The sequence below is a fragment of the Halopseudomonas sp. genome (genome assembly GCF_038130085.1).
In the GTDB taxonomy this organism is placed as follows: Bacteria; Pseudomonadota; Gammaproteobacteria; order Pseudomonadales; family Pseudomonadaceae; genus Halopseudomonas.
Window position 1 is genome coordinate 106996 of sequence record NZ_JAYPMU010000010.1, and the last position, 14859, is coordinate 121854.

17 protein-coding genes are annotated in these 14859 nt (G+C 63.5%); 6 read left to right on the forward strand and 11 right to left on the reverse strand.

The annotated features are described in order from the left end of the window. The gene (locus AAFM31_RS09735; protein WP_341707722.1) at window positions 1–1914 is read right to left on the reverse strand and encodes an ATP-binding cassette domain-containing protein; all 1914 of its coding nucleotides are present in this window, start codon (window positions 1912–1914) and stop codon (window positions 1–3) included. A 41-nt stretch (window positions 1915–1955) separates the two neighbouring features. Between AAFM31_RS09735 and AAFM31_RS09740 the strand changes: the two genes are divergently transcribed. Next, on the forward strand, window positions 1956–2435 hold the full coding sequence (locus AAFM31_RS09740; protein ID WP_341707723.1) for a TIGR02444 family protein: 480 nt from the start codon (window positions 1956–1958) through the stop codon (window positions 2433–2435). Here the strand turns inward: AAFM31_RS09740 and AAFM31_RS09745 are convergent. From AAFM31_RS09745 to AAFM31_RS09770, 6 genes are all read right to left on the reverse strand, one after another. After that, complete coding sequence (locus AAFM31_RS09745) at window positions 2419–2937, reverse strand: hypothetical protein (RefSeq protein WP_341707724.1); 519 nt, start codon at window positions 2935–2937, stop codon at window positions 2419–2421. The genes AAFM31_RS09740 and AAFM31_RS09745 overlap by 17 nt on opposite strands. 28 nt (window positions 2938–2965) lie before the next feature. Then, window positions 2966–3439, reverse strand: coding sequence for a sigma D regulator (gene rsd, locus AAFM31_RS09750; protein ID WP_341707725.1), 474 nt, complete (start codon window positions 3437–3439; stop codon window positions 2966–2968). A 125-nt stretch (window positions 3440–3564) separates the two neighbouring features. Continuing rightward, on the reverse strand, window positions 3565–4074 hold the full coding sequence (locus tag AAFM31_RS09755) for a disulfide bond formation protein B (protein WP_341707726.1): 510 nt from the start codon (window positions 4072–4074) through the stop codon (window positions 3565–3567). Between the two features lie 142 nt (window positions 4075–4216). Further along, entirely contained in the window at window positions 4217–4705 is a 489-nt protein-coding gene (secB, locus tag AAFM31_RS09760; protein ID WP_341707727.1) for a protein-export chaperone SecB, read from the reverse strand. A 51-nt stretch (window positions 4706–4756) separates the two neighbouring features. Continuing rightward, window positions 4757–5014, reverse strand: a complete 258-nt coding sequence (gene grxC / locus AAFM31_RS09765) for a glutaredoxin 3 (RefSeq protein WP_341707728.1) — start codon at window positions 5012–5014, stop codon at window positions 4757–4759. A gap of 1 nt (window position 5015) precedes the next feature. Continuing rightward, window positions 5016–5438, reverse strand: a complete 423-nt coding sequence (locus AAFM31_RS09770; protein WP_341707729.1) for a rhodanese-like domain-containing protein — start codon at window positions 5436–5438, stop codon at window positions 5016–5018. A gap of 159 nt (window positions 5439–5597) precedes the next feature. Between AAFM31_RS09770 and gpmI the strand changes: the two genes are divergently transcribed. Genes gpmI through AAFM31_RS09790 form a run of 4 tightly spaced genes read left to right on the forward strand, consistent with a single transcriptional unit; the run spans window position 5598 to window position 10613 of the window. Beyond that, a complete protein-coding gene (gene gpmI, locus AAFM31_RS09775) occupies window positions 5598–7136 on the forward strand; it encodes a 2,3-bisphosphoglycerate-independent phosphoglycerate mutase (RefSeq protein WP_341707730.1) in 1539 nt (512 codons plus the stop codon). Window positions 7137–7142: 6 nt separating this feature from the next. Beyond that, a complete protein-coding gene (locus tag AAFM31_RS09780) occupies window positions 7143–8327 on the forward strand; it encodes a peptidoglycan DD-metalloendopeptidase family protein (RefSeq protein WP_341707731.1) in 1185 nt (394 codons plus the stop codon). Window positions 8328–8381: 54 nt separating this feature from the next. Then, entirely contained in the window at window positions 8382–9674 is a 1293-nt protein-coding gene (locus tag AAFM31_RS09785; protein WP_341707732.1) for a S41 family peptidase, read from the forward strand. Window positions 9675–9677: 3 nt separating this feature from the next. Next, complete coding sequence (locus AAFM31_RS09790) at window positions 9678–10613, forward strand: divergent polysaccharide deacetylase family protein (RefSeq protein ID WP_341707733.1); 936 nt, start codon at window positions 9678–9680, stop codon at window positions 10611–10613. Between the two features lie 17 nt (window positions 10614–10630). Here AAFM31_RS09790 and hisF read toward each other — a convergent pair whose 3' ends face one another. From hisF to hisB, 4 genes are all read right to left on the reverse strand, one after another. Beyond that, on the reverse strand, window positions 10631–11404 hold the full coding sequence (gene hisF / locus AAFM31_RS09795; protein WP_341707734.1) for an imidazole glycerol phosphate synthase subunit HisF: 774 nt from the start codon (window positions 11402–11404) through the stop codon (window positions 10631–10633). Window positions 11405–11474: 70 nt separating this feature from the next. Continuing rightward, entirely contained in the window at window positions 11475–12215 is a 741-nt protein-coding gene (gene hisA / locus AAFM31_RS09800) for a 1-(5-phosphoribosyl)-5-[(5-phosphoribosylamino)methylideneamino]imidazole-4-carboxamide isomerase (protein ID WP_341707735.1), read from the reverse strand. Window positions 12216–12310: 95 nt separating this feature from the next. Then, the gene (gene hisH, locus AAFM31_RS09805; protein WP_341707736.1) at window positions 12311–12955 is read right to left on the reverse strand and encodes an imidazole glycerol phosphate synthase subunit HisH; all 645 of its coding nucleotides are present in this window, start codon (window positions 12953–12955) and stop codon (window positions 12311–12313) included. 3 nt (window positions 12956–12958) lie between these two features. Beyond that, entirely contained in the window at window positions 12959–13552 is a 594-nt protein-coding gene (gene hisB / locus AAFM31_RS09810; protein ID WP_341707737.1) for an imidazoleglycerol-phosphate dehydratase HisB, read from the reverse strand. Window positions 13553–13718: 166 nt separating this feature from the next. On the opposite strand from hisB, the gene AAFM31_RS09815 reads away from it, so the two are divergent. Then, window positions 13719–14819 carry an NAD(P)/FAD-dependent oxidoreductase gene (locus tag AAFM31_RS09815; RefSeq protein WP_341707738.1) on the forward strand — a complete coding sequence of 367 codons (1101 nt, stop codon included), beginning with the start codon at window positions 13719–13721 and terminating at the stop codon, window positions 14817–14819. Window positions 14820–14859: the final 40 nt, after the last annotated feature.

Below are 14859 nucleotides of genomic sequence, written 5' to 3' on the forward strand. Positions count from 1 at the left end.
TCAGCTGTTGCCGAGTTCCTGTTGCAGTGCTTCCAGCTCTTCCTGAGCCAGTAGCCAGTCTTCTTCGAGTTGGGCGATCTGCTGGCGGTATTCGGTCTGGCGATTCAGCAGTTCTTTCAACGTGTCCTTGTTGGCGGCCTCGTACAGGCTGCTGTCGGCCAGCGCGTTCTCGACTTCGGCGTTCTGCTCGCTGACCTTGTTCAGCTCCTTCTCGAGTTTCTCCGCCGCTTTTTTCAGCGGTGCCAGCAGTTGGCGCTGTTCGGCTGCCGCGCGGCGCTGCGCCTTGGCATCAACCTTGGGTGCACTGGAGGCTGGCTCGGGCGCAGCGGCCGCCGCCTGCTGCTGACGGAACTGCGCCAGCCAGCGGGTGTAGCTGTCGAGGTCTTCTTCGTAGCTGCGCACGCGGCCGTCGGCGACCAACCACAGCTCGTCTGTGGTTTCGCGGATCAGTGCGCGGTCGTGCGATACCAGCAGCATGGCGCCTTCGAAGGCTTGCAGGGCAACGGTCAGCGCGTGGCGCATTTCCATGTCCAAGTGGTTGGTCGGCTCGTCCAGCAGCAGCAGGTTGGGGCGTTGCCAGGCAATCAGCGCCAGCGCCAGGCGGGCCTTCTCGCCGCCGGAGAAATTCAGTACCGGCTCTTCGATGCGGTCGCCCTTGAAGTCAAAGCCGCCGAGGAAGTTGCGCAGTACCTGCTCGCGTTCGTCCGGCGCCAAGCGGGCCAGATGCAGTAGCGGGCTGGCGGCCGGGTCGAGACTGTCGAGCTGATGCTGGGCAAAGTACCCGATGGCCAGGTGCTCGCCGGTCTTCAGCTCGCCGCCAAGCAGCGGCAGGCTGCCGGCCAGTGACTTGATCAGCGTTGACTTGCCCGCGCCGTTGGGGCCGAGCAGGCCGATGCGCGCGCCCGGCGCCAGTTGCAATTTGACCTGTTCGAGAATGGCGGTGCCGTCGTAGCCGAGGGTGCCCTGATGCAGATCGAGCAGCGGCGTCGACTGGTTGCTGGCTTCGCGGAAGCTGAACGAGAAGGGCGAGTCGATATGCGCTGGGCTCAGTTCTTCCATGCGCTCCAGTGCTTTCAGGCGACTTTGCGCCTGCTTGGCCTTGCTGGCCTTGGCGCGGAAGCGGGCGATGTAGCTCTGCATGTGCTCACGCTCGGCCTGCTGCTTCTCGAAGGCCGATTGCTGCTGCGCCAGCCGCTCCGCGCGGGTGCGCTCGAACTGGCTGAAGCCGCCGCGGTACAGGTGCAGCGAGCGGTTCTCGAAGTGCACGATGTGCTCGACCACTGCATCGAGAAAGTCGCGGTCGTGAGAGATCAGCAGCAGGGTGCCGGGATAGTTGCGCAGCCAGTCTTCGAGCCAGAGGATGGCGTCCAGATCCAGGTGGTTGGTCGGTTCGTCGAGTAGCAGCAGGTCGGACGGGCACATCAGCGCCTGCGCCAGGTTCAGACGCATCCGCCAGCCGCCGGAGAAGTCCCCAACGCGGCGACTGCACTGCTCGGTAGTGAAACCCAGGCCTGCAAGCAGGGTGCGGGCGCGGCTGTCGGCGCTGAAGCCACCATGGCTTTCCAGTTCGGCGTATAGTGCGCCGAGTTGCTCGGCCTGCTCCAGGCGCTCGGCCTCGGCCAGCCGTTGCTGGATGTCGCGCAGGCGCTGGTCGCCGTCGAGCACATAGTCGACCGCGTTGCGATCGAGCGCGCTGACCTCCTGCTGCATGTGGGCGATGCGCCAATCGGCCGGTACGCTGCAGCTGCCGGCGTCAGGTTCGATCTGGCCGCGGAGAAGGGCAAATAGGCTGGATTTGCCGGCACCATTGGTCCCCAGCAGGCCGACTTTCTGGCCGGCGTGCAGGGTGAGGTTGGCGTGTTCGAGCAGTCGCAGGGGGCCGCGCTGCAGAGTAAGGGAGTCGATGCTGATCATGGGGCGGGAGTATATCAGCGCCGCAAGGCGGGAGAAGCACAATGAGTAAGACAACCATCGGCTTGCCGCAATGGGCGCAGTGGCTGTATGCCAGGCCGGGTGCGGCACCGCTGCTGTTAGCGCTGCAGGATGAGTGCGACGAAGACGTGCTGCTGCTGCTGACGGCCATCTGGCTGTGGCTGCAACGGCGTGCGCTGCCTGAGGAGCAATGGCGAGCGCTGAAGCTGGAGCAGGGCGCCTGGCGTAAAGCGGTCATCTTGCCGGCACGTGAGGCCCGTCGCGGCCTGGCAGGCGATCCACAGTCGCAGGCGTTGTACCAGATCGCCAAGCGGGCGGAGGTTGAGGCGGAACTGAGTCAGTTGGCGCGGCTGGCCGTCTGGAAGGAGCGCAGCGAGTTGACTGCGGCTGACTTGTCGGTTTGTCTGGCGGGTGCTTGTGAGGGGGCGCTGGAAGGACGCCGCGCCGAGCTGCTCGCGCAGCTGGCGCTATGTCTTGAACGACAGCTTAGTTCGCTTCAGTAGCGGGCTGGGCTGCGGGCTTTGCTGCTGAGGGCTTGCGCTTGGCTGGAGCACGGCGGCTGCGTGGTTTGGCTGCCGGTTTCGGGGCGTCGCGTTTGTCGAGAGCCTGGCTTACCTGCGCATCGATACGGTCGAGCCCCTTGGCCAGGCGCAGGGTCTGCCGTACGTCGGCTTCCAGTTTCTCGATGTAGCTTTCCGCACTGCTGCGGGCTTGCTTGAGTTCCAGCAAGGCGGCCTGCAGGTCAGCGATCTTGCGTCGGGTCTTGCTGGCTGGCTTGTTCGGGTCTTCGGCGGTGCGATCAGCCAACTTGGCTTCGCTCTGCTTGAGCTTGTCTTCCAGCTTTTCCTGTTGGCGCTGCAGCTTTTCCAGCGCCTTGCCGGCGTCTTTGACCGCCTTTTCGCACGCCTCGGTCAGGTGTTCGTTAAGGGTGCGCGTCAGGGTCTGCAGCAAGTGCAGTGGAGAGGAAACCTTGTCAGTTGGTTTGGGCTTGTCTGTGCTGGTCACGAGCAGATGTTCCTTGTGCACGGATCGCTCAGACGGCGCTGAGCAGATCCTTGTGAGCGGTATGCAGTACTTCGATCAGACAGTCTTCCAGCTCAAAACGTTCATGCAGCAGGGCGCCCAGTTGTTGCAGTCTTTGCTGCATCTGCTCCTCGTCGACGATGCTTGTCGTCTGGCCGTAGGTGTCGTTGAAGGCAACGGCTTCGAGGGTGATGGCTTCAATACGCGGATAGACCTGATGGGCCAAGTCGATGCCGCGCTGATCATCAAAATCCTCTGCTTCGCGCAGTAGCTGTTCGTAGATTTCGAAGTGGCCAGCCGATACGTAGTCGACCAGTACGTCGCAAAAGGCTGAGAGGGCTGTGTCGGCAGAGTCGGGCGTGGGCGCGCGCTGACGCAGGTGGGTGTAATCCATGACCAACTGGTTGCGTTCGGCCAGCCAGCGGTCGATCAGCTGGTGGACGCCGCCCCAGCGTTCCTGGGAGGTTGTGCAAGTTTCCAGCATCTTCCACCTCTTTTGGCAGTGTCGGCTCTACCGACATGTTGGGTGTGAGTCATTCCCGGGTCGCAACAGAATAGGCCAGTCGGTGTTGCCGCATCAAGGCTTCTGATGCGGCTCGCTGCGCCGGCTCAGTCGACCTTGCGCAGAACCTGCATGAGGCCGAACACGGTGTAGCAGATGAAGGCGATCAGGGTGCCTTCGGCGATGCTCAGGCCGAAGAAGGTCCAGGTCACCTCTGCACACTGGGCGGTGCCGCTGAAGACCTGACTCAGGACATCCCAGAACGGAAGGGTTTCAAGCATGTAGTCCAGCGGCAGAATGCACGATGGTACCTGATCTGGCGGCAAGTGCTGCAGCCACACCTGGCGGCCTGCAGTGGCGGCACCAAGCAGGCTGGCCAGAGTCACCAGAACGCCGTAAACGCGCGCACCAGTGCGCTTACCGTTCTTGGGACTGGGGTTGTGCAGCACGGCGGCAAGGCAGATAAGGCCAACCACGATGACGGCGATACGCTGGATGATGCACAGCGGGCAGGGCTCGAGACCGACGACGTGCTCCAGATACAGGGCAGCGGCCATCAGCAGAACAGACACGATCAGGGCAAGCAGGTACAGGGGGCGAGAGGCCGGCAGGGTCATGCGTGGTTCCGTCTTCGTTCGGGTTGCGGACGCCTACCTTAGAGCATGCGCTGGTGAGCGCACAAGATCAGATCATTGCTTTGCACGGCGCAGGCGCGCGGCTTGGCGGTTGCCGGGCCTTGAGGCCCGGCACAGGTCCCGATCAGGCGGTGCCTGCAGCCTCGGTGGCGCGACGCTGTTCGGATTGGGCGAACAGGGCGTCGAAGTTGACCGGAGACAGCATCAGGGGAGGGAAGCTGCCGCGCAGAACCAGATTGTCGATGGCTTCACGGGCGTACGGGAACAGAATGTTCGGGCAGAAGGCGCCGAGGGTGTGGCGCAGGGCGGCGTCTTCCAGACCGTCGATGGCAAAAATGCCGGCCTGCTGCACTTCCGCGATGAAGCAGACTTCGTTTTCGCCGCTGGTAACCGTGGCGTTGACGGTCAGCACGACTTCGTAGATGCCCGGTTGCAGTTCGGTGTTGCGCGTGTTCAGGTCCAGATTGATGTGGGGGTTCCACTGGCTCTGGAAAACGGCCGGCGACTTCGGCGACTCGAAGGAAAGGTCTTTGACGTAGATACGCTGCAGGCTGAACTGCGGCTGACCTGCCTGTGCACCGTTGGCGGCTTGATTGTTCTGTTCTTCGGCCATCGTGAAAAAATCCTTGGTGTGATGGTTGTTGTTGCGTGTTGAAAGCGCTGCTTACCCTGCCAGCAGCGCATCCAGTTGTCCAGCGCGCTGGGTGGCGAACAACTCGTCGCAGCCGCCGACGTGGGTGTCGCCAATCCAGATCTGCGGAACCGAGGTGCGGCCGCCAGCCAGACGGGTCATCTCGGCGCGCACGGCCGGCTTGCCATCGACACGGATTTCACGGTACTTCACGCCCTTGCTGGCCAGCAGTTGCTTGGCGCGCATGCAGAACGGACAGTAGTCACTGCTGTAGATGACGACGTCAGCCATGTTATTTGACCAGTGGCAGGTTGTCGGCGCGCCAGCCGGAGATGCCGCCAGCCAGGCGAGCGACGTTCTCGTGGCCGGCTGCTTTCAGCTCCTTGGCGCAGGAACCGGCGTGCTGGCCGGCAGCGCAAACCAGCAGCAGCGGCTTGCCCTTGTGCTTGTCCAGCTCGGACATGCGGCCTTTCAGCGCGTCGTACGGGATGTTCACCGAGTCGACGATGTGGCCGGCGCTGAAGTCCTTCTTCGAGCGCAGATCGATTACCACCGCCTGTTCGCGGTTGATCAGGGTAGTTGCCTGTGCGGTGGTCAGAGCCTTGCCGGATTTGCGGCCTTCGGTAAACAGCAGGAGGGCGAGGACGACAAGAAAGGCGGTGGTCAGCAGGTAGTGATTGCCGATGAATTCGATCAGATGTTGAAGAAACTGCATTGAACTGGCTTCCGGTACGCTGAAAGCTCGCGAGTATACACCAACGATGGCGGGAACCGAGCATGACAGGCCGTCGCCCGACCAGTAAACTGTCGGGCAACTTGGCGGCCGACAGGCACGCAGTTCTATTCCTGATCTTCCCAATGCGAGTTTTTTGCCATGACAGCAGCGCCCAAACCCCTGGTTCTGATGATTCTGGACGGCTTCGGTCACAGTGAATCGCCTGATTCCAACGCCATCATGGCGGCTAATACCCCGGTCTGGGACAAGCTCTGGGCGAATGCGCCGCACACGCTGGTATCCGGCTCGGGCATGGACGTCGGCCTGCCCGACGGGCAGATGGGCAACTCCGAGGTGGGTCACATGAACCTGGGCGCAGGTCGCGTCGTTTATCAGGACTTCACCCGCGTCACCAAGTCGATCCAGGACGGCGACTTCTTCGAAAATCCGGTGATCTGCGCCGCGGTCGACAAGGCGGTTGCCGCCGGCCGTGCGGTTCACGTCATGGGGCTGCTGTCGCCGGGTGGCGTTCACAGTCATGAAGAGCAGCTGGCGGCGATGGTTGAACTGGCGGCCCGTCGTGGCGCCGAGCACATCTACGTTCATGGTTTTCTCGACGGCCGCGACACCCCGCCGCGCAGCGCCGAACCCTCGCTGCAACTGATGGAAGATACCTACGCGCGTCTCGGCAAGGGCCGCACCGTCAGCCTGATCGGTCGCTACTACGCGATGGATCGTGACAACCGCTGGGAGCGGGTCGAGGCGGCATACAACCTGATCACCGAAGGCCAGGGCGAGTTCGGTGCGCAGACCGCTGCTGATGGCCTGGCTGCTGCTTACGAACGCGGTGAGAGCGATGAGTTCGTCAAGGCCACCACCATTGGCGCGCCGGTCAAAGTTGAGGACGGCGATGCGGTTGTGTTCATGAACTTCCGCGCCGACCGCGCCCGCGAGCTGAGCCGTGCTTTTGTGGAGCCGGGCTTCAGTGGTTTTGCCCGTCAGCGTGAACTCGCGCTGGCCGGCTACGTCATGCTGACCCAATACGCGGCCGACATCCCGGCGCCGTGTGCCTATCCGCCGGCGACACTGGAAAACGTGCTGGGTGAATATCTGGCCAAGCAGGGCAAGACCCAGCTGCGCATTGCCGAAACTGAGAAATACGCCCACGTGACGTTCTTTTTCTCCGGCGGCCGTGAAGAGCCGTTCGAAGGCGAAGAGCGCATCCTGATTCCCTCCCCGCAAGTTGCTACCTACGACCTGCAGCCGCAAATGAGCGCGCCGGAAGTGACCGACCGCATCGTCGAAGCCATCGAGCAGCAGCGCTACGACGTGATCATCGTCAACTACGCCAACGGCGACATGGTCGGTCACACCGGGGTGTTCGAGGCCGCGGTTGCCGCGGTCGAGTGCCTCGATACCTGCATCGACCGTATCAGTACCGCGTTGGCCAAGGTCGGCGGCGAAGCGTTGATCACCGCCGATCACGGCAACGTCGAGCAAATGTCCGACGAGCACACGGGTCAGGCACACACCGCACACACCTGCGAGCCTGTGCCCTTTGTCTACGTTGGTCCGCGTCAGGTCGAACTGCGTGACGGCGGCATCCTGTCGGATGTAGCGCCGACGCTGCTGACCCTGCTCGGCCTGCCGCAACCGGCCGAGATGACCGGTCGCAGCATCGTCACCAGCGTGAAGTAAACGACGATGCTCAGTGCGCAGCAAGGACGCTGGCGTCGGCCGCTGGGCGCGGCGCTGCTGGCCGTGGTCTGCGCCTGGGCGGCGCCCTTGGCCGCGGATCAGCCTGCCGACTCGCGCGCGGCACGGGCTGAGCTGGAGAAGGCGCAGGCCGATATCGAGCGGCTGAAAGAGATGCTGCAGGGCCTGCGTCAAGAGGTCTCTGGCATGGAGGCCGAGCTGAAGGAGAGCGAAACCGATATCGGTCGCCTGCAGCGCGAGCGGCGTGAACTGGAGCAGCAGATTCGCGATGGCGAGAGCCGTTTGATTGATTTGCGCGAGCAGACCCGCACCTTACAGGCCTCGCTCAAGGCGCAGCAGGATCAGATCGCCCGCCAGGTACGCGCCGCCTATATGGCCGGTCAGCAGAGTTATATGAAACTGCTGCTCAATCAGGATGATCCGGGCCGCATGGCGCGGATGCTGCGTTATTACGATTACGTCGGTCGCGCGCGGGTCGACGAAATTACCCGCTTCAATGACACCATCGCCGAGCTGCAGCAGACCAGCGCGCAGATCATTACCCAGCAGAGCGATCTGCAGCAGCAGCGCGAAGGGCTGGCAGAGCGCACCACCGCGCTGCAGGCGCAACAGCGCAAACGTACCCAGCTGCTGGCGTCGCTGCAGGGCCAGCAGCGCAGCCAGAGCGAGCAGTTGCGCTCGCGTGAAGCTGAGCGGGCGGAGCTGACACGGTTGATCAAGCGCCTCGATGAGGCGGTTGTCAGTATCCCGGTGCCGGCAGGCAATCTGCCCTTCGCCGAGGCCCGCGGCAAGTTGCCTTTGCCGGTCAAAGGGCAAGTGACCGCCCGCTTCGGCAGTCAGCGTGGCAGTGATGCCCGCTTGAAATGGGACGGTCTGGTTATCAATGCGCCGAGCGGCACGCCGGTCAGCGCGATCCACGGTGGCCGCGTCGTCTTCGCCGATTGGTTGCGAGGCTCGGGGCTGCTGCTGATTCTGGATCACGGCGGCGGTTATCTGACCCTGTATGGCCACAACCAGACCCTGCTCAAGGATGTCGGTGCTTGGGTGCAGCCGGGCGAGACCATCGCGACCGTCGGCACCAGCGGGGGGCTGTCCGAGCCGTCGCTGTATTTTGCCATTCGTCACCGCGGCCAGGCGCTCGATCCGTTGGGCTGGTGTATGCTGTCCGGGTGACAGCACCCGTGCAGGGGCAGGGCGCTCGTTGAATATCCCGGACTGGAGAGTTACATGATCGCAGCGCGTAGTCTGTTGGTGGCCGGCTTTACCCTGGCCTTCGGCCTGTCACAGGTTCAAGCTCAGGAACAGACTCCCCAACCAGCCGCCGCGCCGCTGCCGCTGAACGAGCTGCGCACCTTCGCCGAGGTGTTTGAGCGCATTCGTAGCTCCTATGTCGAGCCGGTAGACGACGCCACCCTGTTGGAAAATGCCATCCGCGGCATGCTTGAAGGCCTTGACCCGCACTCGGCCTATCTCACCCCCGAAGATTACACCGGCCTGCAGGACACCACCGAAGGGCAGTTCGGCGGGCTCGGTATCGAAGTCGGTCAGGAAGACGGCTTTCTCAAGGTGGTCTCGCCGATCGATGACACGCCGGCCGCGGAAGCGGGCATCGAGGCGGGCGATCTGATTATCAAGATTGATGACCAGCCGGTGAAAGGCATGAGCCTGATGGATGCGGTGGATCGCATGCGTGGCGAGCCCGGCTCTGAAGTACGTTTGACGCTGGTGCGTGGCGAAGGTCGTCCGTTCGAGGTGTCGCTCAAGCGCGCGGTAATCAAGGTCAAGAGCGTCAAGACCGAGGAGTTGGAGCCCGGTTATGCCTACCTGCGCATTACCCAGTTCCAGCTCAACACCGGCGACGAAGTGCGCACGGCGATCAATCGTCTGAACGCCAACGGCGAGCTCAAGGGGTTGGTGCTGGATCTGCGCAACAACCCGGGTGGCGTACTGCAGGCAGCGGTTGAGGTAGTCGACAGCTTCGTGGATGACGGCTTGATCGTCTACACCAAGGGGCGTCTGAACAACGCCGAGATGCGCTTCAGTGCCACCAGCGCCAATCCGTCCGGGGCGGTGCCGTTGGTCGTGCTGATCAATGGCGGCTCGGCTTCGGCCTCCGAGATCGTTGCAGGCGCGCTGCAGGATCTGGGGCGTGGCGTGATCATGGGCACCGACAGTTTCGGCAAGGGCTCCGTGCAGACCGTATTGCCGCTGAACAATGATCGCGCGCTCAAGCTCACCACGGCGCTCTACTACACTCCGAGCGGTCGCTCGATTCAGGCGCAGGGCATCGTCCCGGACATTCGCGTTGAGCGCGCGCACCTCACCGTCGATGAAGGTGAATTCGGTTTCCGTGAGGCGGATTTGGCCGGGCACATCAATAACGCCAGCGGTCAGGAGCGACCCACTGGCAGTGAGTCTAAGCCGGAGCGCGGCGTTCTGGATGAAGACTTCCAGCTCAGTCAGGCGCTGAGCCTGCTCAAGGGGTTGAATATCGTGACGCGCGCGCGCGCCGCCGACTGATTCGTGTCGCGGTTATCGCTGCCGCTGCGCGGCTTGTGGCGCGCGCTCGCCCTCAGCGCGCCGCTGGTGCTGATTGGTTGTTCCGATGATCAGCAGTCGGAGGTCTCCACTTCGGCGGCTGAACAGCCTGCCGAGCAGGTAGGCGTGCCTCCAGTGGTGCCGGAGTCGCTGTCAGTTCCCGTGCAACCACCTTCAGAGCCGGCTGTTCCGGCGCAACCGGCGTCAGAGTCCGAACCTGAGCCAGAGCCGGAGCTTCCACCGCTCGTGGCGGCACCGGCGTTGCCGCGCCTGGCCATCATCATTGATGACGTTGGTCAGAGTCTGGCGGTTGGGCGTCGGGTGGTGGCATTGCCCGGCCCGGTTGCGCTGGCCATTCTCCCATTCCTTCCGCACTCTCAGGCGCTCGCCGATGAAGCTGCGGCAGCCGGCAAGCCGGTCATGCTGCACTTGCCGATGGAAAACATGGGAGGGCTCTCAATCGGGCCCGGAGGGCTGACCACGAGCATGCCGGAAGCCGAGTATCGGAGCCGTGTGCAGCAGGCGCTGAATGCCTTCAGCCCGATTCAGGGCGTTAACAACCACATGGGCAGCAGGCTGACCGCCGACCGCCAGCGTATGGACTGGCTGATGCAGCTGCTGGCCGAGCGGCAGCTGTTCTTTGTCGATAGCCGCACGACGGCTGAAACCCAGGCCGCCTTTGCTGCCGAGGCGGCACAGGTGCCGAGCGTGTCCCGCGATGTGTTTCTCGATAATCAGCGCAGCGAGACGGAGATCGATCATGAGTTCGCTTTGGTGGTCGCGAAGGCGCGCGAGGAGGGAGCGGCGGTGTTGATCGGTCATCCGTATCCGGAGACCTTGCGCTATCTGGAGCGGCGACTACCGCAGCTTGAAGGGGAAGGGGTGCAGCTGGTCAGTGTACAGGCGCTACTTGGGCAGTAGCGCCTGCCGCGGGTAGATCAGAGGCGCATCTCGATGCCGCGCTCGGCCATATAGGCCTTGGCCTCGGCAATGCTGTATTCACCGAAGTGGAAGATGCTCGCCGCCAGCACCGCGTCGGCGCCGCCCTGCAGTACGCCGTCGGCCAGGTGCTGCAGATTGCCGACGCCGCCGGAGGCGATCACCGGGATATGCAAGGCATCGCTGATGGCGCGGGTAACGCCCAGATCGTAGCCGCTCTTCACCCCGTCCTGATCCATGCTGGTCAGCAGAATCTCGCCGGCGCCCAGCTGCTCCATCTTTTTCGACCACTCGACCGCATCCAGCCCGGTCGGCTTGCGCCCGCCGTGGGTAAAGATCTCCCAGCGGCCCGGCTCGTTCGGGCCGGACACGCGCTTGGCGTCGATTGCGACCACGATGCACTGCGAGCCGAAGCGGTCGGCTGCCTCGCCGACGAACTCCGGGTTGAATACCGCTGCGGTGTTGATCGAGACCTTGTCTGCACCGGCGTTGAGCAGGTTGCGAATGTCCTGCACGGTGCGCACGCCGCCACCGACGGTCAGCGGGATAAACACCTGGCTGGCCATACGCTCGACCGTGTGCAGCGTGGTGTCGCGTTCCTGATGGCTGGCGGTGATGTCGAGGAAGGTGATCTCGTCCGCGCCCTGTTCGTTGTAGCGGCGGGCGATTTCCACCGGGTCACCGGCGTCGCGGATATTCTCGAACTTGACGCCCTTGACCACGCGGCCGTTGTCGACGTCGAGGCAGGGGATGATGCGTTTGGCCAGTGGCATGGGCTTTCTCCGAAGGCCGCTGCAGCTTTAGCTGCAGGCGGCGGACACGATCAGTGAATCAGCAGGGCATTCAGGCCTTGGCAGCGCTGTCGCACAGCGCCTGCGCCTCGGCTACATCCAGCGTGCCTTCGTAAATGGCACGGCCGGTAATGGCGCCGATGATGCCCGGCGCGCGGGCGTCGAGCAGGGTCTGGATGTCGCCGATGTGGTGAATGCCGCCGGAAGCGATCACCGGAATCGAGGTGGCGTTGGCCAGCGCGGCGGTCGCTTCGACGTTGCAGCCCTGCATCATGCCGTCTTTGGCGATGTCGGTGTAGACGATGGCACTGACGCCGTCGGCTTCAAAGCGCTTGGCCAGATCGACTACCTGAATGCTGCTGACTTCGGCCCAACCGTCGGTGGCAACGAAGCCGTCTTTGGCGTCCAGACCCACGATCACCTTGCCCGGGAAGGCGCGGCAGGCTTCGCCGACGAACTCCGGCTCCTTGACTGCCTTGGTGCCGATGATGACGTAGCTGACGCCCGCCTTGACGTATTCCTCGATGGTCTCCAGCGAGCGGATGCCGCCGCCAATCTGGATCGGCAGGTTCGGGTAGCGGCGCGCAATCGCGGTGACCGCATCACCATTGACCGGTTTGCCTTCAAAGGCGCCGTTGAGGTCAACCAGATGCAGGCGGCGGCAGCCGGCCTCGACCCATTTGGCGGCCATGGCGACCGGATCGTCGGAGAACACGGTGGCGTCTTCCATCAGGCCCTGGCGCAGGCGAACGCAGGCGCCGTCCTTGAGGTCGATAGCGGGGATGATCAGCATTGCTTTTTCCTTTGGAAAAAGAGCTGCAAGCGTTGGGCCTCAAGCTTCAAGCCGGTGGGCTTGCCGCCTGTTGCCGATGGCTTGCCGCTCGGTGTTTACCAGCGCCCGTCCCAGGCGAGAAAGTTGCTCAACAGCTGCAGGCCGTTGGTATGGCTTTTCTCGGGGTGGAATTGGGTGGCGAATACATTGTCCTGTGCCAGGGCTGCGGCGAAGTCGACGCCGTAGTGGCAACGCCCGGCCAGTTGGCCGCTCTTGTCCGGCGCGGCGTAATAGCTGTGCACGAAGTAGAAGCGGGCATCCTGCTCGATCCGGTGCCAGAGCGGGTGATCGATGGCCTGTTTGACCTGATTCCAGCCCATGTGCGGTACTTTCAGGCGGGTGCCGTCGGCTTCATGCAGCTCATTGCCGAAGAAGCGCACCTTGCCCGGGAACAGACCAAGGCAGTCAACGCCGCCATTCTCTTCGCTGTGCTCCAGCAGCATCTGCATGCCGACGCAGATACCCAGCAGCGGCTTTTCCTTGGCGACCTGGCGGACCACACCATCGAGCTCAAGTTGGCGCAGTTCGCTGACGCAGTCGCGAATGGCGCCGACGCCCGGCAGCAGCACGCGGTCGGCAGCGAGAATGATCTGCGGATCACTGGTCACGTCGACCTGACGGGCGCCGGCGTGCTCAAGCGCCTTGGCAACCGAGTGCAGGTTGCCCATGCCATAGTCGATGACGGCTACATGACTGCTCATGGTTTACAGGCAACCCTTGGTCGACGGGGTGATGCCGGCCATGCGCGGGTCTTCTTCAATCGCCATGCGCAGCGCGCGGCCGAAGGCCTTGAACACGGTCTCGATCTGGTGGTGGGTGTTAACGCCACGCAGGTTGTCGATGTGCAGGGTGACCTGGGCGTGGTTGACGAAACCCTGGAAGAACTCCATGAACAGGTCGACGTCAAAGCCGCCAACGGTCGCACGGGTGTAGGGAACATGCATCTGCAGGCCGGGGCGGCCGGAGAAGTCGATCACCACACGTGACAGCGCCTCGTCCAGCGGGACGTAGGCGTGGCCGTAGCGGCGGATGCCTTTCTTGTCGCCGATGGCCTTGGCAAACGCCTGACCGAGGGTGATGCCGACGTCTTCGACGGTGTGGTGGTCGTCGATGTGCAGGTCGCCGCGGGCCTTGATAGTCATGTCGATCATGCCGTGACGGGCAATCTGGTCGAGCATGTGCTCAAGGAAGGGAACCCCGATGTCGAAATCGGCCTGGCCAGTACCATCAAGATTGATGGCGACCTGGATCTGGGTTTCCAGCGTGTCGCGCGCGACGCTGGCCTTACGCTCAGCCATGGGTGTCTCCGCTGATGGATGCATTCAAAGGCGTGCATTATACGTGCCTGCCAGCGCTGAGGGCTACCGGTGACTGATGCGCTCTGCCAATCGGCATCATAGGCAGGGCTGTTGTCGGGCTTGCGCCGGCGGCACAATGGCTGGTGAAACAGGAGGAGTGACGCGCGTGGATGTGGATCTGGTGGTCATCGGAGCAGGGGTAGTCGGACTGGCTGTGGCGCAGCGCATGGCCCGCGGTGGGCGCAGTGTGCTGGTGTTGGAGCAGGAAAGCAGCTTCGGGCAGCATTGCTCCAGCCGCAACAGCGAGGTGATTCACGCGGGTATCTATTATGCGCCGGGCTCGCTCAAGGCTCAGCTCTGTCGCCAGGGGCGTGACCTGTTGTACGACTGGTGCCGCACCCATGCTGTGCCGCATCGTGCGCTCGGCAAGCTGCTGGTGGCGGTCACCAAAGATGAAATCCCGGCACTTAAGCAGCTGCAGGCCAATGCCGCGGCCAACGGCGTGGAGCTGCACTGGCAGAGCGCCGAGGACGTCGCTGCGCGCGAACCGCAGGTGCGGGCGGTCGCAGGGTTGTTCTCGCCGTTGACCGGGATTGTCGACAGCCATGCTCTGATGCAGTCGTTCGAAGCGGCGCTGCAGAGCCGCGGCGGGGAGCTGTGCTGCAATACGCGGGTTGACGCGTTGGAAGCAATCCCCGGAGGCTTGCGTGTGACTGGCACTAGCGCAGGCGAGTCCTTTGCCGTCAGTGCCCGGCAGGTGGTCAACGCCGGCGGGCTATTCGCCCAGCAACTGCAGAAGGCGGTTGGTGCCGCGGCCATCCCGGCGCTCAGCCTATGTCAGGGACGCTATTTCAATTACAGCGGCCGCTCGCCGTTTTCCCACTTGGTCTATCCCATGCCGGAAGCCAACGCGGCCGGGCTGGGCGTGCACGCGACGCTCGATCTTGGCGGGCAGCTGCGCTTCGGCCCGGATGTACGCTACCTCGATCAGCTCGATTATCAGGTCGACGACGGCTTACGCGATGCCTTCGCAACCGCCATTCGACGCTATTGGCCTGATTGTGACGCCGCGCGCCTGCAGCCGGCCTATGCGGGCGTGCGGCCGAAGCTGTCTGGCCCGGGGGAACCGCCCCGGGATTTCGTCATCCAAGACCAGAGCGTGCACGGCATCGACGGGCTGGTCAGTCTGTTTGGGATCGAATCACCGGGGCTGACTGCCAGTCTGGCGTTGGCCGAACAGGTCGCGGCCAGACTGGATGCCGTGTAGGCTGCATGCAGGCGGCGCGGAGGCCGCAGTAGACAAGGAG